General features: G+C 69.1%; 12 protein-coding genes. 10 read left to right on the top strand and 2 right to left on the bottom strand.

What is annotated here, in order from left to right; genetic code table 11:
• Nucleotides 1-118 precede the first annotated feature (118 nt).
• The 9 genes from tesB (at nt 119) to ACT535_RS23290 (ending at nt 12,194) form a co-directional block, all read left to right on the top strand.
• Complete coding sequence (tesB, locus tag ACT535_RS23330) at nt 119-994, top strand: acyl-CoA thioesterase II (RefSeq protein WP_168457157.1); 876 nt, start codon at nt 119-121, stop codon at nt 992-994.
• A 328-nt stretch (nt 995-1,322) separates the two neighbouring features.
• Nucleotides 1,323-1,661: a P-II family nitrogen regulator gene (locus tag ACT535_RS23325; RefSeq protein WP_024276769.1), complete on the top strand. Its 339-nt coding sequence runs from the start codon at nt 1,323-1,325 to the stop codon at nt 1,659-1,661.
• A gap of 29 nt (nt 1,662-1,690) precedes the next feature.
• Nucleotides 1,691-3,187, top strand: coding sequence for an ammonium transporter (locus ACT535_RS23320; RefSeq protein ID WP_168457158.1), 1,497 nt, complete (start codon nt 1,691-1,693; stop codon nt 3,185-3,187).
• A 499-nt stretch (nt 3,188-3,686) separates the two neighbouring features.
• A complete protein-coding gene (gene ileS, locus ACT535_RS23315; RefSeq protein WP_476366211.1) occupies nt 3,687-6,719 on the top strand; it encodes an isoleucine--tRNA ligase in 3,033 nt (1,010 codons plus the stop codon).
• A 105-nt stretch (nt 6,720-6,824) separates the two neighbouring features.
• On the top strand, nt 6,825-7,355 hold the full coding sequence (lspA, locus tag ACT535_RS23310) for a signal peptidase II (protein ID WP_168457160.1): 531 nt from the start codon (nt 6,825-6,827) through the stop codon (nt 7,353-7,355).
• 52 nt (nt 7,356-7,407) lie between these two features.
• Complete coding sequence (locus ACT535_RS23305) at nt 7,408-8,136, top strand: hypothetical protein (RefSeq protein ID WP_476366210.1); 729 nt, start codon at nt 7,408-7,410, stop codon at nt 8,134-8,136.
• A 115-nt stretch (nt 8,137-8,251) separates the two neighbouring features.
• Entirely contained in the window at nt 8,252-9,658 is a 1,407-nt protein-coding gene (locus ACT535_RS23300; RefSeq protein WP_476331147.1) for a M16 family metallopeptidase, read from the top strand.
• Between the two features lie 113 nt (nt 9,659-9,771).
• The gene (locus ACT535_RS23295) at nt 9,772-11,064 is read left to right on the top strand and encodes a M16 family metallopeptidase (protein ID WP_476366209.1); all 1,293 of its coding nucleotides are present in this window, start codon (nt 9,772-9,774) and stop codon (nt 11,062-11,064) included.
• Nucleotides 11,065-11,258: 194 nt separating this feature from the next.
• Complete coding sequence (locus ACT535_RS23290) at nt 11,259-12,194, top strand: hypothetical protein (protein ID WP_476366208.1); 936 nt, start codon at nt 11,259-11,261, stop codon at nt 12,192-12,194.
• Between the two features lie 21 nt (nt 12,195-12,215).
• Here ACT535_RS23290 and ACT535_RS23285 read toward each other — a convergent pair whose 3' ends face one another.
• The gene (locus ACT535_RS23285) at nt 12,216-13,328 is read right to left on the bottom strand and encodes a linear amide C-N hydrolase (RefSeq protein ID WP_476366207.1); all 1,113 of its coding nucleotides are present in this window, start codon (nt 13,326-13,328) and stop codon (nt 12,216-12,218) included.
• Between the two features lie 309 nt (nt 13,329-13,637).
• On the opposite strand from ACT535_RS23285, the gene ACT535_RS23280 reads away from it, so the two are divergent.
• The gene (locus ACT535_RS23280) at nt 13,638-14,030 is read left to right on the top strand and encodes an acyl-CoA thioesterase (protein WP_168457165.1); all 393 of its coding nucleotides are present in this window, start codon (nt 13,638-13,640) and stop codon (nt 14,028-14,030) included.
• A gap of 15 nt (nt 14,031-14,045) precedes the next feature.
• Here the strand turns inward: ACT535_RS23280 and hrpB are convergent, their stop codons facing one another.
• Nucleotides 14,046-16,547 (bottom strand): ATP-dependent helicase HrpB, encoded by a 2,502-nt coding sequence (gene hrpB / locus ACT535_RS23275; protein ID WP_476366206.1) that lies wholly within the window; start codon nt 16,545-16,547, stop codon nt 14,046-14,048.
• Nucleotides 16,548-16,656: the final 109 nt, after the last annotated feature.

Here is a 16,656-nt window from a genome sequence, read left to right as displayed (position 1 = left end):
TTGACGGTCGAGGCGTGGGCGTGGCGTCCTGCCCTCGACTGAACCGCGCGACCCGCATCCCGTTCCACCTATTGACGCTGCCGCCCCGAGGGCGCGCTGCCGTCGGCGAGCCCCCCGCATGACCGCCCAGAATCCCGACGTGGAGAAGCTCCTCGGCATCCTTGACCTCGAGCCGCTCGAGATCAACCTGTTCCGGGGTCGCAGCGTATCGCCCACCGGGGGGCGGGTGTTCGGCGGGCAGGTGATCGCCCAGGCCCTCGTCGCCGCCCGCCGCACGGTGGAGGACGCACGCGTCACCCACTCGCTGCACGGCTATTTCCTGCTCGGTGGCGACCCGACCGTCCCCATCATCTACGACGTGGACCGCATCCGCGATGGCCGCTCCTTCACCACCCGCCGGGTGGTGGCGATCCAGCATGGCGAAGCCATTTTCAGCATGTCGGTGTCGTTCCAGAAGCCCGAGGAGGGCTTCACCCACCAAAGCCAGATGCCCGAGGTGCCCCAGCCCGAGGATCTGCCCGGCGACGAGGTGTGGCGGGATCGCCTGCTCGCCCGTTTTCCCGGCGCCGCCGGCCGCGACTGGATGGCGCACCGGCCGCTGGAGGTGAAGCCCACCAGCCTGGACATGTCCTATCTCGGATCTGCGGGCGCCCGGCCGAGCATCTGGATTCGCGCCCGCGGCCCGCTCCCGGACGATCTGCCCATTCATCAGGCGGTGCTCGCCTACGCCTCCGATCTGTCCCTGCTACAGGCGGCGCTGCTGCCCCACGGCAAGTCCGTGTTCGATGAGGACGTGCAGGTGGCGAGCCTCGACCATGCCCTGTGGTTCCACCGCCCATTCCGCGCCGACGATTGGCTGCTCTACACCCAGGAAAGCCCGGCAGCCTCGGCCGGACGGGGATTCTGCCGCGGCGAGCTGTTCACCCGAGACGGGATTCTGGTTGCTTCGGCGGCACAGGAAGGCCTCATGCGGCCGGTAACGCCGCGCGCATAGGCAGGCGTCGTCTTCGGCGCCGCAGTGCGTCATCACGCAAGTGCGAACGATATGTGTCCTTCCCTTGGGCGTTAAGATTAAAAAATAGGCACTAAAAGCGGCGAGCAGGCGGCGAAGCCCCTGCGGCGCGCGCCGTGGCGGAAAAATATGCACGGGACTCCCGGCATCCGCCGCCTTGCCACTCTCTTGGCACGGTACTTGATTCCTCTGGCCGCAGGCTTGCCAGCCGCGGCGCGGATCTCCCCGACCCGCTCGGCGAAGCCGCCGCGAGAAACACCGCTCGGGCTTCATGCGAAGCGCAGCGGCATCAGGGGACAGGGACCGATCCATGAAGATCGTCATGGCCATCATCAAGCCATTCAAGCTGGAGGAGGTGCGCGACGCCCTCACCGGTATCGGTGTACACGGCCTCACCGTGACCGAGGTCAAGGGCTACGGGCGTCAGAAGGGCCACACCGAGATCTACCGCGGCGCGGAATACGCCGTGAGCTTCCTGCCGAAGCTGAAGATCGAGGTCGCGGTGTCCGCCGACCAGGTCTCCAAGGTGGTGGAGGCGATCACCGCGTCTGCCAAGACCGGTCAGATCGGCGACGGCAAGATCTTCGTCATCCCGATCGAGCACGCCGTGCGCATCCGCACCGGCGAGACCGACGCCGACGCCCTTTGAGCCTCATCTCTTTCACGGAGCATTCATCCATGACGTCCAAGACGTGGTCCCGCGTGGGGGTTCCCGCGCTTCTTCTGGCGCTGGCGGTAGCCGCGCCGGTACTGGCCCAGACGGCCCCGCCGGCGACTGACGCCGCGACCGCCGTTCCCGCCGCTGCAGCCGCCCCCACCGTGAACAAGGGCGACGTCGCCTGGATGCTCACGTCCGCGCTGCTGGTGCTGATGATGTCGGTGCCCGGCCTGTTCCTGTTCTACGGCGGCCTCGTGCGCGCCAAGAACATGCTCTCCGTGCTGATGCAGGTCGCCTACAGCGTGTGCATCGTCGGTCTCATCTGGGTGCTCTACGGCTACTCGCTTGCCTTCACCGGCGGCTCGCCCTTCATCGGCGGCTTCTCCAAGGCGTTCCTCTCCGGCGTCACCGGCGAATCCCTCGCCGCCACCTTCTCGGTGGGCGTGGCCATTCCGGAGTGGGTGTACATCGCCTTCCAGATGACCTTCGCCATGATCACCCCGGCCCTCATCTTCGGCGCCTTCGCCGAGCGCATGAAGTTCTCCGCCGTGGTGCTGTTCGTGCCGCTGTGGGTCACCTTCGTGTACTTCCCCATTGCCCACATGGTCTGGTACTGGGCCGGCCCGGATGCGATCGATGCCGCCGCCAAGGCCCTCGCCGCCGCCGCTGACGGCACCGCCAAGGCCGCCGCGCAGGCTGCGCTCGACGCCGTGAACGCGGACTCGGGCTACATCTTCCAGCTCGGCGCCATCGACTTCGCCGGCGGCACCGTGGTGCACATCAACGCTGGTATCGCCGGTCTCGTGGCCTGCATCATGGTCGGCAAGCGTCTGGGCTTCGGCAAGGAAGCGCTCTCGCCCCACTCCCTGACGCTCACCATGGTCGGCGCCTCCCTCCTGTGGGTCGGCTGGTTCGGCTTCAACGCCGGCTCCAACCTCGAGGCCAATGCCACCACCGCCCTCGCGATGATGAACACCTTCATCGCCACCTGCGCGGCCGGCATGTCCTGGATGTTCGTGGAGTGGCTGGTGAAGGGTAAGCCCTCCATGCTCGGCCTCGCCTCGGGCATCGTCGCCGGTCTCGTCGCCGTGACCCCCCCGTCGGGCTTCGCCGGCATCATGGGCTCGCTGGTCCTCGGCCTCGTCGTGTCGCCGATCTGCTTCATCTTCTGCACCGCCGTGAAGAACGCGCTGGGCTATGATGACGCCCTCGACGTGTTCGGCGTGCACGGCATCGGCGGCATCGTCGGCGCCATCGCCACCGGCATCCTGGTGAGCCCCTCGCTGGGCGGCACGGGCATCTACGACTACACCACCGGTGCGGTCGCGGCCTACGACATGACCGCCCAGGTCATCGCCCAGCTCAAGGCTGTCGGCGTGACCGTGGTGTGGTCGGGCGTCGGCACCGCCGTCATCCTGTTCGTGATCTCGGTCATCGTCGGCCTGCGTCCCTCCACGGACGTGGAGCGCGAGGGTCTCGACATCAACGAGCACGGCGAGCGCGCGTACCACTCCTGAGCTTCGGCTCGGGTCCGGGGCGGCCACGGCCGTCCCGGTTCAAGGGTTCGGGAGCGGTCAAAACCGCCCCGTTCAGGTTCAAAAAGAGGGGAACCAGGAAGAGCCCCGGCGCCACGGCGCCGGGGCTTTTTCCGTTCCGGGGCAGGCGCACAGGCGCTGCGGCCACTAGAGCGCGATCCGATCAAATTGGATCAATTTGATCGGTGAATCGCCCTCTAACTTGAAGAGAGAGAACGCGTTGTCCCATCAGCTTGCGACGCAAGCTGATCGGCGCGTGCTCAGTGGGCTTTTTTCCGCAGGGCTTGCCGGATATAAGCCGTGCGATGCGTCACCTTCTGCCCATAGGCGGGATCAGCTTGCGCTGCGCCTGCGGCCCGGCCGTCCCCGGCTTCGCCATCGGCGCGCGAATTATCGGCCCGGCCCCCCGCCGGCGCGTTTGAGCGCGCGGGGGACGCCGGGTGTTTTCGCCTGATCCCTGCCCTCTTCCCCCGAGCCTTCCATGACCGATACCAGCACGTCCGGCGCCACCGAGACCAAGGCGTCCGCCCCGGACTATTCCAAGACCCTGTTCCTGCCGGAGACGGCCTTCCCCATGCGCGGCGGCCTGCCCCAGAAGGAGCCGGAGCTGCTGGCCCGCTGGGCGCGCATCGGCCTCTACGAGCGCCTGCGCGAGGCCGGCCGCGGTCGCGACCGCTTCGTGCTGCACGACGGCCCGCCCTATGCCAACGGCAACATCCACATCGGCCACGCGCTCAACAAGATCCTGAAGGACGTGGTGACGCGCTCCCAGCAGATGCTGGGCTATGACTCGAACTACGTGCCCGGCTGGGACTGCCACGGCCTTCCCATCGAATGGAAGATCGAGGAAGAGAACTACCGGAAAAAGGGCAAGCAGAAGCCCGACTTCTCCGACGCCGCTGCCATGGTCGCCTTCCGCCAGGAATGCCGCGCCTATGCCGAGCACTGGCTGAACGAGCAGCGCAAGGAGTTCAAGCGCCTCGGTGTCGAGGGCGACTGGGACCGCCCCTATACCACCATGGCGTTCATGGCCGAGGCGCAGATCGCCCGCGAGATCATGAAGTTCGCCGAGAACGGCCTGCTCTATCGCGGCTCCAAGCCGGTCATGTGGTCGGTGGTGGAGAAGACCGCGCTGGCCGAAGCGGAGGTGGAGTACCAGGATTTCACCTCTGACACGGTGTGGGTGAAGTTCCCGGTAGTGTCCGAAGGCGAGCTGAAGGGTGCGACCGTCGTCATCTGGACGACCACCCCCTGGACCATGCCCGGCAACCGGGCCGTCACCTACGCGCCGAAGATCGCCTATGGCGTCTATGAGGTCACCGACGCCCCCGCCGACAACTGGGCCAAGGCGGGCGACCGCCTGATCCTCGCCGACAAGCTGGCGGACGACGTGTTCAAGGCCGCCCGCGTCACCGCCTTCGAGCGGCGCGGCGACGTGCCGGCCGATGTGGTGGGCAGCCTCATCCTCGCCCACCCGCTCGCGGACCTCGGGCTCGGCGGATACACCTTCAAGGTGCCGCTGCTGGAAGCCGAGCACGTTACCGACGATGCCGGCACCGGCTTCGTCCATACCGCCCCCGGCCATGGCCGCGAGGACTTCGAGGCGTGGGTGAACCATCGCCGCTGGCTGGAGGAGCGCGGCATCAATCCGGCGATCCCCTACACGGTGGACGAGGACAGCTTCTACACGTCCCAGGCCCCCGGCTTCGAGGGCAAGCGCGTCATCACCGAGAAGGGCGAGAAGGGCGATGCCAACGGCGCCGTCATCGACGCCCTCACCAAGGCCGGCAACCTCCTCGCGCGCGGCCGGGTGAAGCACCAGTATCCCCACTCCTGGCGCTCCAAGAAGCCGGTGATCTTCCGCAACACGCCGCAATGGTTCATCGCCATGGACCAGGACATCCGCGCGGCGGATGGCAAGGCGGCGCCGCGTCCTGCGACGCTCCCCGGCAATGCGCCCGATACCCTGCGCGCCCGTGCGCTCGCCGGCATCAAGACGGTGGAGTGGGTGCCGGCGGCCGGCGAGAACCGCATCACGGGCATGATCGAGAACCGGCCCGACTGGGTGGTCTCGCGCCAGCGCGCCTGGGGCGTGCCCATCGCCGTGTTCGTGAAGGACAACGGCGACGGCACGGTCGAGATCCTGAAGGATGCCGCCGTCAACGCCCGCATCGCCGAGGCCTTCGCCGCCGAGGGTGCCGACGCCTGGTTCAAGGAGGGCGCCACTGCCCGCTTCCTGGGCGAGCGCGCGTCCGAGGGCTGGCAGAAGGTGGATGACGTCCTCGACGTGTGGTTCGATTCCGGCTCCACCCACACCTTCACCCTGGAAATGCGTCCCGACCTCAAGGCCGATCGCGCCCCCGAGGGCCGGGACAAGGTGATGTATCTGGAGGGCTCGGACCAGCACCGCGGCTGGTTCCATTCCTCGCTGCTGGAGAGCTGCGGCACCCGCGGCCGCCCGCCCTATGACGTGGTGCTGACCCACGGCTTCGTCCTCGACGAGGACGGCCGCAAGATGTCCAAGTCTCTCGGCAACGTCACCTCGCCGCAGGACGTCATCAAGCAGTCCGGCGCCGATATCCTGCGCCTGTGGGTGTGCGCCTCCGACTATGCGGACGATCTGCGCATCGGCCCGGAAATCCTCAAGACCACGGCCGATACCTACCGCAAGCTGCGGAATACCCTGCGCTGGCTGCTCGGCTCGCTGCACCACTACCGGCCGGAGGAGAAGGTGGCGGTGGCGGACATGCCGTCGCTGGAGCGCTTCATCCTGCACCGGCTCGCCGAGCTGGACGGGGAGATTCGCGCCGCCTACCGCGCCTTCGACTACAAGAAGGTGCACGCGACGCTCGCCCAGTTCATGAACATCGAGCTGTCGGCCTTCTACTTCGACATCCGCAAGGATGCGCTCTATTGCGATCCCATCTCCTCGGTGACGCGGCGGGCCTGCCTGACCGTGCTGGACGAGGTGTTCAACCGCCTCATCACCTGGCTCGCGCCCATCCTCGCCTTCACCTGCGAGGAGGCCTACATCGCCCGCACCGGGGATGAAGAGGGCTCGGTCCATCTGCTCGCCTTCCCGGAGACCCCAGCCGCGTGGCGCGACGAGGCTCTGGCGGAGCAGTGGCGCAAGGTCCGCCTGATCCGTCGCGTCGTGCTCGGCGCGCTGGAAGTGGAGCGCGCCGCCAAGCGCATGGGCTCGTCCCTTGAGGCCGCGCCCGAGGTCCATGTGAGCGACGACGCGCTGGCCGAGGCCCTCACCGGCCTCGACCTTGCCGAGATCGCCATCACCTCGGACGCAAAGCTGATCCGCGGCGAGGGGCCGGCCGATGCCTTCCGCCTTGCCGATGTGCCCGGCGTGGCCGTTGTGCCGGTTCGCGCGGAAGGCACCAAGTGCGCCCGCTCGTGGAAGGTCTCGCCCGAGGTGGGCAGCGACGCGGAATTCCCCGATGTGACGCCGCGCGATGCGGCCGCGCTTAGGGAGTTCTACGCCGCCCGCGCTGCGGCGGAGTGAAGCGAACCCCGCCCGCCCTCGCGTTGCCGGGGCGGGCGGGCTCGTCTATGAACGGCGGATCGCGTCCGGCCATCGGTCAGAGCGGCCGTTCCTGAGAGAGGCCCCTTGCAGCGCCGTCCCATCTTCTTCGGTCTTCTCGTCGCACTCGCGGTGCTGGTGGCGGATCAGGCCTCCAAGGGCCTCGTGCTCGCATGGTCGGCCTCCTGGAATGCGCCGATCAAGCCCGTCGCGCCCTTCATCGACTTCGCCGCGCTGTGGAATTACGGCATCAGCTACGGCCTGTTTCCCCAGGGGGAGACCGGGCGCTGGGTGCTGGTGGCCATCAAGGTGGCGGCGGCCATCCTGTTCGCCGTGTGGCTGGCCCGCGCCCGCAGCCGGTTCGAGGCGTTCGCGCTGGGCCTGCTGATCGGCGGCGCCATCGGCAATGCGGTGGACCGCGTGGTCTATGGCGCGGTGTTCGATTTCGTGTCGCTCCACGCCTTCGGGTACCGTTGGTACGTGTTCAACCTGGCCGATGTGGCGGTTGTTGTGGGCGTGGGCCTGCTTCTTTACGATGCATTTCTCGGTGGCGCCTCAAAATCGCCGCCCTCGGCCGCGCCAATGGCGCCCCGGTCCAAGGCCGAGCGCGAGCTGTGAGAGCGCATGCTTTGAGAACGCATTAGAGGATGGCATCGAGGACGTGAGACCCATGCGAGAGATTTCCCTTTTCCCGCATAGCGCTGATGCCGCGCCGCGCGCGGCTGGCGCCATCCTGTCCCCCGCACTCCATCTGGCTCCGCGCCGTCTCGGCGGCGGCGTGCTGCTGGCCGCCTTTGCCGTGATGCTCGCCGCGCCCGCCCCGGCCGCCGCGCAGAGCCTCGACGGCAGCACCAATATCTTCGAGAGCGCGATGCAGATCCTCGGCCTCAAGGAGGAAGAGGACAAGCCGGAGATCGACTATCGCGAGCGCGCGCCCCTCGTGGTGCCGCCGCGCGTTCCGGATGCCCTGCCCGCGCCCCAGAAGAGCGCCGCCGAGGTCAATCCCAACTGGCCGAAGGACTACGACCAGCAGCGCCGCGCCGCCGCGGCGCAGGCGGCGAAGCAGCCGATCCTCCGCGATGATCCGGGCAAGCCGCTGATGCCGTCCGAACTGAACCGCAGCAAGAAGCGGGCGGTGGGCAACAGCACGGCGCCGACCGAGCCGGTGGGCGCCGGCTCCACGCGCGACGTGCTGATGCCGAGCCAGCTGGGCTCGTTCAGCTTCCCCGGGCTCGGTGGTGCCAAGCAGGAGCAGCTCACGTTCAACGGTGAGCCGAACCGTGAAAACCTGATCCAGCCGCCGCCCGGCTACCAGACGCCCGCCCCCAATGCCCCCTATGGCGTGGTGGAGGAGAAGAAGGAGCCCTGGAAGATGCCGACCCTGTTCGATCGCCAGTGACGGACGCGAGGGTCGAACGGTCTGCAGGCGCGGCCCGATACCGCTCCGGCCGGTCCTTTTCGGCGGCGGCGGGCCTCCTATCTTTCCTTGACGGACGCGCCCGCGGGTGCGTCGAATGCCGAAAGATCGTCACGTGCAGATGAGCCGTCTCGCCATGGTTGCCATTCTCGCCGCTGGAGCGGCCGCATTTTCTCCCCGCCTTGCCGACGCGGCGGGCCCCGAAGTCACCGAATTCAAGCTCGCCAACGGCCTTCAGGTCATGGTCATCCCCGATCACCGCACACCGGTGGTCACCCACATGGTGTGGTACAAGGTGGGATCGGCCGACGAGCAGCCGGGCAAGTCCGGCATCGCCCATTTCCTCGAGCATTTGATGTTCAAGGGCACGGATGCGCACCCGCAGGGCCAGTTCTCGGCCGAGGTGGCGCGGCTCGGCGGGCAGGAGAACGCCTTCACCTCGCAGGATTACACCGCATATTTCCAGCGCGTGGCGAAGGAGCACCTTGAGACGGTGATGGGCTTCGAGGCCGACCGCATGCGCGGCCTCAAGCTCTCCGACGAGGTGGTGCTGCCCGAGCGCGACGTGGTGCTGGAAGAGCGCCGCATGCGCACGGACAACGATCCCGGCGCCCGTCTCTCCGAGGTGCTGCAGGCCACGACCTACGTGAACCATCCCTACCAGCACCCGATCATCGGCTGGGAGCACGAGATCAAGGGCCTCAACCGCGAGGACGCCCTGGCCTTCTACCGCCGCTTCTATGCCCCCAACAACGCCCTTCTGGTGGTGGCCGGCGACGTCGACCCCGCCGAGGTGAAGGCTCTGGCGGAAAAGACTTACGGCAAGGTCGCCCAGGCCGACACTCCGCCGCGCAGCCGGCCGCAGGAGCCGGAGCCGCGTGCCCACCGGCGGGTGTCGCTCGCCGACCCGCGCGTCGCCCAGCCCAGCCTGCAGCGTTCCTATCTCGTGCCGTCCGCTCGCACCGCCGCGCCGGGTGATGCGGAAGCGCTGGAAGTGCTCTCCCACATCCTCGGCGGCGGACAGACCAGCCGCATGTACCGCACGCTGGTGGCGGAGAAGGGCCTCGCGGCCGGTGCCGGCTCCTGGTATCAGGGGACGGCCTACGACGCGACGCGCTTCGTCGCCTATGCCTCGCCGCGCCCGGGCGTGAGCCTCGAGACGCTGGAGGCCGCCGTGGATGCGGTGGTGGCCGAGCTGCAGGACAAGGGGGTCGATGACCTGGAACTGGCCCGCGCCAAGACCCGGCTCATCGCCGACACCATTTACGCGCAGGACAACCAGGCGACGCTCGCGCGCATCTACGGCGCCTCCTGGGCCACCGGCCTTTCTGCCAAGGACGTCCGCGAGTGGCCAGAGCGGCTCAAGGCGGTGACCGCAGATCAGGTCCGCGACGTGGCTCGCCGCTACCTCGTCACCGATCGTGCCGTGACCGGCTACCTCAAGCAGGCCGAGCCGAAGGCGGGCGAGGCGGGCAAGGACGGCAAGAAGGACAATCGCTCGTGACGACGGCCGTCCCGGCTTTCGCGTTCCGTTCGCCGGCCCGTTCGGGCCGGCGCGCCTTTTTCGCGGGCGCGGGCCTTCGCCCTGCCGCCCGGCTCTTTCTTGCGATGGTTACGATGGCCCTTTCCCTTCTCGCCGCTGATACGGCGCAGTCCCAGTCGAGCCGCATCACCGAGGTGACGAGCCCCGGCGGCATCAAGGCCTGGCTGGTCCACGACACCACGCTTCCGCTCATTGCCTTCGAGTTCGCTTTCCTCGGCGGCGCGGCCCAGGACGGGCCGGAGCAAGCGGGCCTTGCCAACCTCGCCTCCTCGCTGCTGGACGAGGGCGCCGGTGCGATGGATTCCGACGCCTTCCAGCGGGCGCTGGCCGATCATGCGGTGGAACTGCATTTCGACGCCGGCCGCGACGAGATGCGCGGGTCCCTGCGCACCCTCTCGGAAAACCGCGACAAGGCCTTCGAGCTGCTGCGCCTCGCCGTGAACGAGCCGCGTTTCGATGGTGAGGCGGTGGAGCGCATCCGCGCCTCCCAGCTCGCAATGCTGCGCCGCCGCTCCACCGAGCCCAATGCCATCGCCAACGACCGCTGGTTCGCGCTCGCCTTCCCGGGCCATCCCTATGGCCGCCCGGTGGATGGCACGCTGGATAGCGTCGCCAAGCTGACCCGCGAGGACATCGCCGGCTTCATCGGCAAGACTTTCGCCCGCTCCAATCTGCGCGTCGCCGTGGTCGGCGACATCAGCGCCGAGGAGCTGGGCAAGCGGCTCGACGAGGTGTTCGGCAAGCTTCCGGCCCAGGCGACGCTCGTTCCCGTCGCCAATGTGACGCCGCAGAAGATCGGCACGGTGGAGGTCATCCCCCTCGACGTTTCGCAGTCGGTGGTGGTGATGGGCACCGGCGGACTGGAGCGGCGCGACCCGGATTTCATCCCGGCCTATGTGCTCAACCACATCCTCGGCGGCAGCGCCTTCTCCTCGCGCCTGTTCAAGGAAGTGCGCGAGGCGCGCGGGCTCGCCTATTCGGTCTATTCCTATCAGGTGGCCCTCTCCCACGTGGGCCTCTGGTTCGCCGGCACGGCCACCAAGAACGAGCGGGCGGCGGAATCCATCTCCCTCATCACCCACGAGTTCGGCCAGATCCTGAAGGACGGGCCGACCGCCAAGGAGCTGGAGGAGGCGAAGAGCTATCTGATGGGCAGCTATGCCCTGCGCTTCGACACCTCGTCCAAGGTCGCCGGCCAGCTGCTGCAGATCCAGCTCGACGAGCTCGGCATCGATTACATCGACCGCCGCAACGCCCTCATCGCCGCCGTCACCCTCGACGACCTCAAGCGCGTCGCCGGCCGGCTGGCCACGGCGAAGGATGCGCTCACGGTGGTGGTGGGCAAGCCCGTCGGTCTCGGGGGCTGACGGGGCCCGGTAACCTTACTTTCACGGAGCCGGCGCCGGGGACCCGCAGGGGCGGGCGGGGAGTCCTCATGCCGGCTTCCCTTTGCTATAAGCGCGCGATCCAGGGCGCCCATGGAGTTGACGATATGGCGGGTGCAACACGGACGGTCGCGCAGATCCGGGCCACCGACGGGCCCGTGACGGTGCCCAGGCGCGTGTCCGCACCCCTGTCGTCTCCGCCGGCTGTCCGCGGCTTCACGTTCCTCCGGCTGCCCGTCGCGCGGCTGATGCTGCCCGGCCTCATGGCGGCCGTCCTCGCCGGCTGCGCTGGCGGCGAAGGCCTCGATGGCTCCTTCGGTGCGCAGGACACCGGCGTCGCCGGCGGCACCACCATTGCGACGCCGGGCGCCACCTCTGCCGGTGTCGTGAACAGCGCCACCTCCGGCTCGCTCGTGGTCGGTGCCGGTCCGGATCAAGTGTCCTACGATTGCCCCATGCTCACCGTGCGCACCGGCGCCGGGAGCTGGCAGGTCACCACCGGCGGCGGGCTGCGATACCAGGCCACCATCGGCCGCCTCGCCCGCGAATGCACCATCGCCAACGGCATGATGATGGTGAAGGTGGGTATCGAAGGCCGCGTCCTGATGGGCGAAAAGGGCAGCCCCGGGCAGGTGAAGGTGCCCGTTCGCATTGCCGTGGTGAACGAGGGGCCCTCGCCCAAGACCGTCACCACCAAGTTCTTCGCCGTTGCCGTCGATGTTCCGGCCGATCCGGGCCACGCGCCCTTCACCGTGGTGGAGGACCAGATCGCGTTCCCGCTGCTGAAGCCGAACGAGATGGAGCGCTACATCATCTATGTGGGCTTCGACCCGCAGGGCACGCCCGAGGTGCGCGAGCGGCCCAAGCCGTCCGCCTCGCGGCCGAAGCCGAAGCCTCCGGCGACCGCCGCGCAGCCCGCCCCGGCACCGGCCGCCGCGAGCGCGCCGCCCGCAAGCACGTCATCCTCCAGCTCGTCTTCCGGCTCCAAGGACGTGTTCGGCCCGCCCCCGTCGGGCGGCGGCACCAGTGGCGGCGGGTTCGCACCGCCCCCGTCGAGCGGCGGTTTTGCTCCGCCGCCCTCCACCAGCACCTTCTCGCCGCCGCCTCAGTGACCGGAGGCCCGGGCGCGCCGGTCAGTCAACCTTGACGGGCAGGAAGGTGAAGGGCTGTGCCGGAACGAACCGCGCGGCCGCGTTGCCGCCATAGACCTTGCCGCCGGTGAGATCGAGCTTCTTCACCGGCGCGCCGACCTTCAGGTCGAGGTCGGCGAGGGGCACCCAGAAGGTGTTCGGGCTGGTCGCGGAATCGAAGAAATAGACCCTGTCCTTCTGGTCGCTCACCGTCCGCCACAGAGTGGAGGCGATGTTCGGCTCGCCCGGCGTCGTGAGGCCGAGCGGCACGCTCACCGAGCGCATCACGCTGGCGACGCTCGCCACCGCTTGATTGGCGTAGGTCTTGTCCGGAACGGCGGACAGGATTTCCGGCGCCGCCTTGGTGGGGATGGCCTTGATGAAGAAGCTGGCGCGGGCGAAGCGGTCTGCCGCGCGGTTGGTGCCGGGCAGGAACACGGTGCCGCCGATCTCCTGCCAGTAGCTGTTCAGCGCGAGCTGCTGGTCGTAGCTCGGCGAGTTGGTCATCACTTGGTATTGCCGGCCGTGGTGCACCACCAGCTTGCCCCCGAGATACTCGAAGATGGCGCTGTCGCCGGATGGATCGGAGATGGCGAGGTGGAGCTGGGCGCCGGAGCCGTTGGGCAGGTTCGCCGTGACCACCACGAACGGCTCGGCGGAAAGGGCCGTGACCGCCTCGGCGACGGTGGCGAAATTGTCGAGCACGTATTGCGCCCAGACGCTGATGGAGAGGGCCGGCTTGCCGTTGGGCTTCTCATATTCGGATTCGGCGAGGTAGAGCAGGTTGGCGACGAGGCCCTTCTCGTTCATGCCGTCGGCCGAGCCCACGTCATAGCCCGAGGCGATGACGCTGCCGTATTTCGACACCCATTTCGGCGTGTTGGCTCCCGCCGCCCCATCGCGCGCCATGCCGGCCGGGAAGGCCCACAGATTGGTGCGCATGTCCTCCATCCAGTCCATGGACCGGCCGGTAATGACGATGCCGTCGGAGCCCAGATAGACCGCGCGCGTGCAGGCCTGCGCCATCGGGGCGAGCGCGGAGGCGAGCGCTCCAGCCAGCACCGTGGCGGCGAGGGCGCGGCGGCGGATGCGGCTTTCGGGACGGATCTGGACCATGGCGGCCTCCGATGCGGACGGCCCCAAATGAAAACCGCCGGTAACGAGGAAGCCTCGTTCCGGCGGAATCATGTGCCGGCCTTGTGAAAAGGTTCGGCTGAAAGAGATACCGGCTCCGCCCACACAGCAAGGCGGAGCCGGTCATCCATGCCCTGTCTGCCCCGAAAAGACATGGACAAGTGCTAGAAACCACGCCCGCGTTTCCGATTCTCTGAGATGGATCAAATTTGGCTGCGCTGCGGCGAAATTTTGCTATCAGCTTCGGCGGAACGTTGGAGTGAGCACGCCTCAGGCGTGCGGGGAGAAGGGATGCACGACAAGGAGTCGCAGATGCCGGACGGGATTCCGGTCATCCGCACCATCGCCATGCCGGCGGACACCAATCCGAGCGGCGATATCTTCGGTGGCTGGCTGATGTCGCAGATGGACCTTGCCGCCGGAAACGTGGCTGCCCGGCGCTCGCGCGGCCGCGCGGCCACGGTGGCGGTCGAGGCGATGAGCTTTCTCTCCCCGGTGGCGGTGGGCGACGAGGTGAGCCTGTTCGCCAACATCGCGCGCGTCGGCCGCACTTCGCTGCGCATCGAGGTCGAGGCCTGGCGCCGGGCGCGCGAGAGCGAGCAGTCCACCAAGGTGACCGAGGCCGTCTTCACCTTCGTCGCCATCGATGGCGAGGGTCGGCCGCGGGCCATTCCGACGGAGTGAGCCGCGGCAAACCCCTCACGTCCCGCGCGGCTTGGCCCGGGTGGTGGGGGGCGCCTCGGCCGGGTTTTCCGGCCAGGGGTGCTTGGGATACCGGCCGCGCATGTCAGACCGCACGTCGCGCCACGAGCCGCGCCAGAATTGCGGCAGGTCCTTCGTCACCTGGATCGGCCGGTGCGCGGGTGAGAGCAGCGCGAGGGTGAGGGGCACCCGCCCGCCGGCGATGGTGGGATGGGCGGTGAGGCCGAACAGCTCCTGAACCCTCACTTCCACGGCCGGCCCGCCCTCGGCCCCATAGTCGATGGCGAGGCGCGAGCCGGTGGGCGCTGTGAAATGGGTTGGCGCCTCGGCCTCCAGCCGGGCCGTCAGTTCATAGGGCAGCAAAGCGTGAAGGGCATTGCCCACGTCCGCGCCCGAGATGTCGGCCAGCGACGTTCGGCCGGTGAGGAAGGGCGCGAGCCACGTCTCCGCCGATGCCGCCAGCGCCGCATCGGAGAGGTCGGGCCAGGGTTCGCCCTCGGCCGCGCGCAGGAACATGACCCGTTCACGCCACTGCCGCGAGGCTGCCGAGAAAGGCAGGCGCTCGATTCCAGCGTCGGCGATGCCGCGGGCGAGGGCGCGCGCGGTTTCTCCGTCCGCTGGCACCGGCTGCGGCCGCGCCGCGAGCACCAGCGCCCTGAGCCGCCGCACCTCCCGCGCCCGCACGGCCATGGCGGCCGGATCGAAGGCGATTTCGAGGCCGGAGGTGATATCGTCCGCGAACAGCGCTTCCATCTCCTCGGGCGGGAGCGCGGCGGCGAGGGTGATGCGGGCGCCTTCCGCGCGACCGGAGGCTTCCGCCACCGCAAGGAACGGGGCGCGTGCGAGCGGGGAGGTGCCCTCCAGCACCGCGCCCCGGCCGTTGGCCATCAGGAAGCGGATCTGCGTCTCGCCGGCCCGTCCCTCCCGCGCCTTGGCCACACGGTCGGGAAAGGCGAGCGCCAGCAACGCCGCGGGAGAGGGGGGCGCTCCTCCCCCATGCTCTCCCGCCGCCGCCTCCCGCCCCGCCATCTCCGCCCAACGGGCTGCGAGGCGACGGGAGTCCTCCGCGCGGCGGGAGCGGTCGCGGCGGAAGCCGTCGAGCCGCGCCAGCAGGTCCACGCTGTCGCCGCCGAGGCCGCGCTCCACCAAAAGCGCGGCGATCTCCGCACCGAGACGGCCAACACCGCGCGCCGCGCCGATGGCGACCATATGGGCGAGGCGCGGGGGCAAGGGCAGGCGCGCCATGAGGCGGCCCAGCGGCGTCACCGCCTCTTCGGCATCGAGCGCGCCGAGGAGGCGCAGCAGCGCCTTCGCCTCGGTCACGGCGGGCGCGGGGGGCGGATCGAGGAAGGGGAGGGCGGCAGGATCGCGCACGCCCACGCGGGCAAGATCAATCACGAGGCCGGTCAGGTCAGCGGCAAGGATTTCGGGCGTGGCAAAGGCGGGGAGGCTCGCCGTCTCGCCCTCGCTCCAGAGGCGATAGCAGACCCCGGGTTCCGTGCGGCCGGCGCGGCCACGGCGCTGGTCGGCGGCGGCGCGGGAGACGCGGATGGTCTCGAGTCGCGTGAGTCCTACGTCGGGCTCGAAGCGCGGCACGCGGGCAAGGCCGCTATCCACTACCACCCGCACGCCCTCGATGGTGAGCGAGGTCTCGGCGATGGAGGTGGCCAGCACCACCTTGCGCCGTCCGGCCGGTGCCGGCAGCACGGCGCGGTCCTGCTCCGCGGCATCGAGAGCACCGAACAGGGCCACGATATCGACCTTGGGGTCGCGCACCTGCTCCAGAAGCAGTGCCTCGGTGCGGCGGATTTCGGCGGCACCGGGCAGGAAGGCGAGGATGGAGCCGTCTTCCCGGTCCAGCGCGCGTCGGACGGCGTCGGCCATTTGGCGGTCAATGGGCGCGCGGGGATCGCGGCCGAGATAGGCCGTCTCCACCGGAAAGGCGCGGCCCTCGCTCTCGATCACCGGAGCGGGCGCGCTCGCCCCCATCAGCGAGGCGACACGGGCGCCGTCCAGCGTCGCCGACATGGCGAGGAGCCTGAGGTCGTCTCTCAGCCCGCGCTGGGAATCAAGCGCGAGGGCGAGGCCGAGATCGGCATCCAGGCTGCGCTCGTGGAATTCGTCGAACAGCACGGCGGCGACCCCGGAAAGTTCCGGGTCGTCGAGCACCATGCGGGTGAAGATGCCTTCCGTGACCACCTCGATGCGGGTGCGGCGCGACACCTCGGAGGCGAGCCGCGTGCGGAAGCCCACCGTTCCACCCACCGCCTCGCCGAGGGTCTGCGCCATCCGCCGGGCGGCGGCGCGGGCGGCCAGGCGGCGCGGCTCCAGCACGAGGATCTTTCCGCCCGCGGCCCAAGGCTCGTCCAGCAAAGCAAGGGGCACACGCGTGGTCTTGCCGGCGCCGGGTGGGGCCACCAGCACGGCGCAGGGATTGGACGCGAGCGTCGAGCGGATGTCGCCGAGCACGGCGTCGATGGGAAGCGTGGTATCGAACATGGCGCGCGCCGCCCTTATGCGGCCGCGCCGTGCGAAGGCCAAGGGGGAGGGCCACCTTGCCAGCGGCGCGCATCGGTGCCTTAAGGAACGCCCCGTCCATCACCGGGAT

This window comes from Xanthobacter sp. DMC12 (assembly GCF_056314105.1).
Note: the sequence above shows the minus strand (reverse complement) of the source record. Positions and strands in the feature narration are given on the sequence as shown.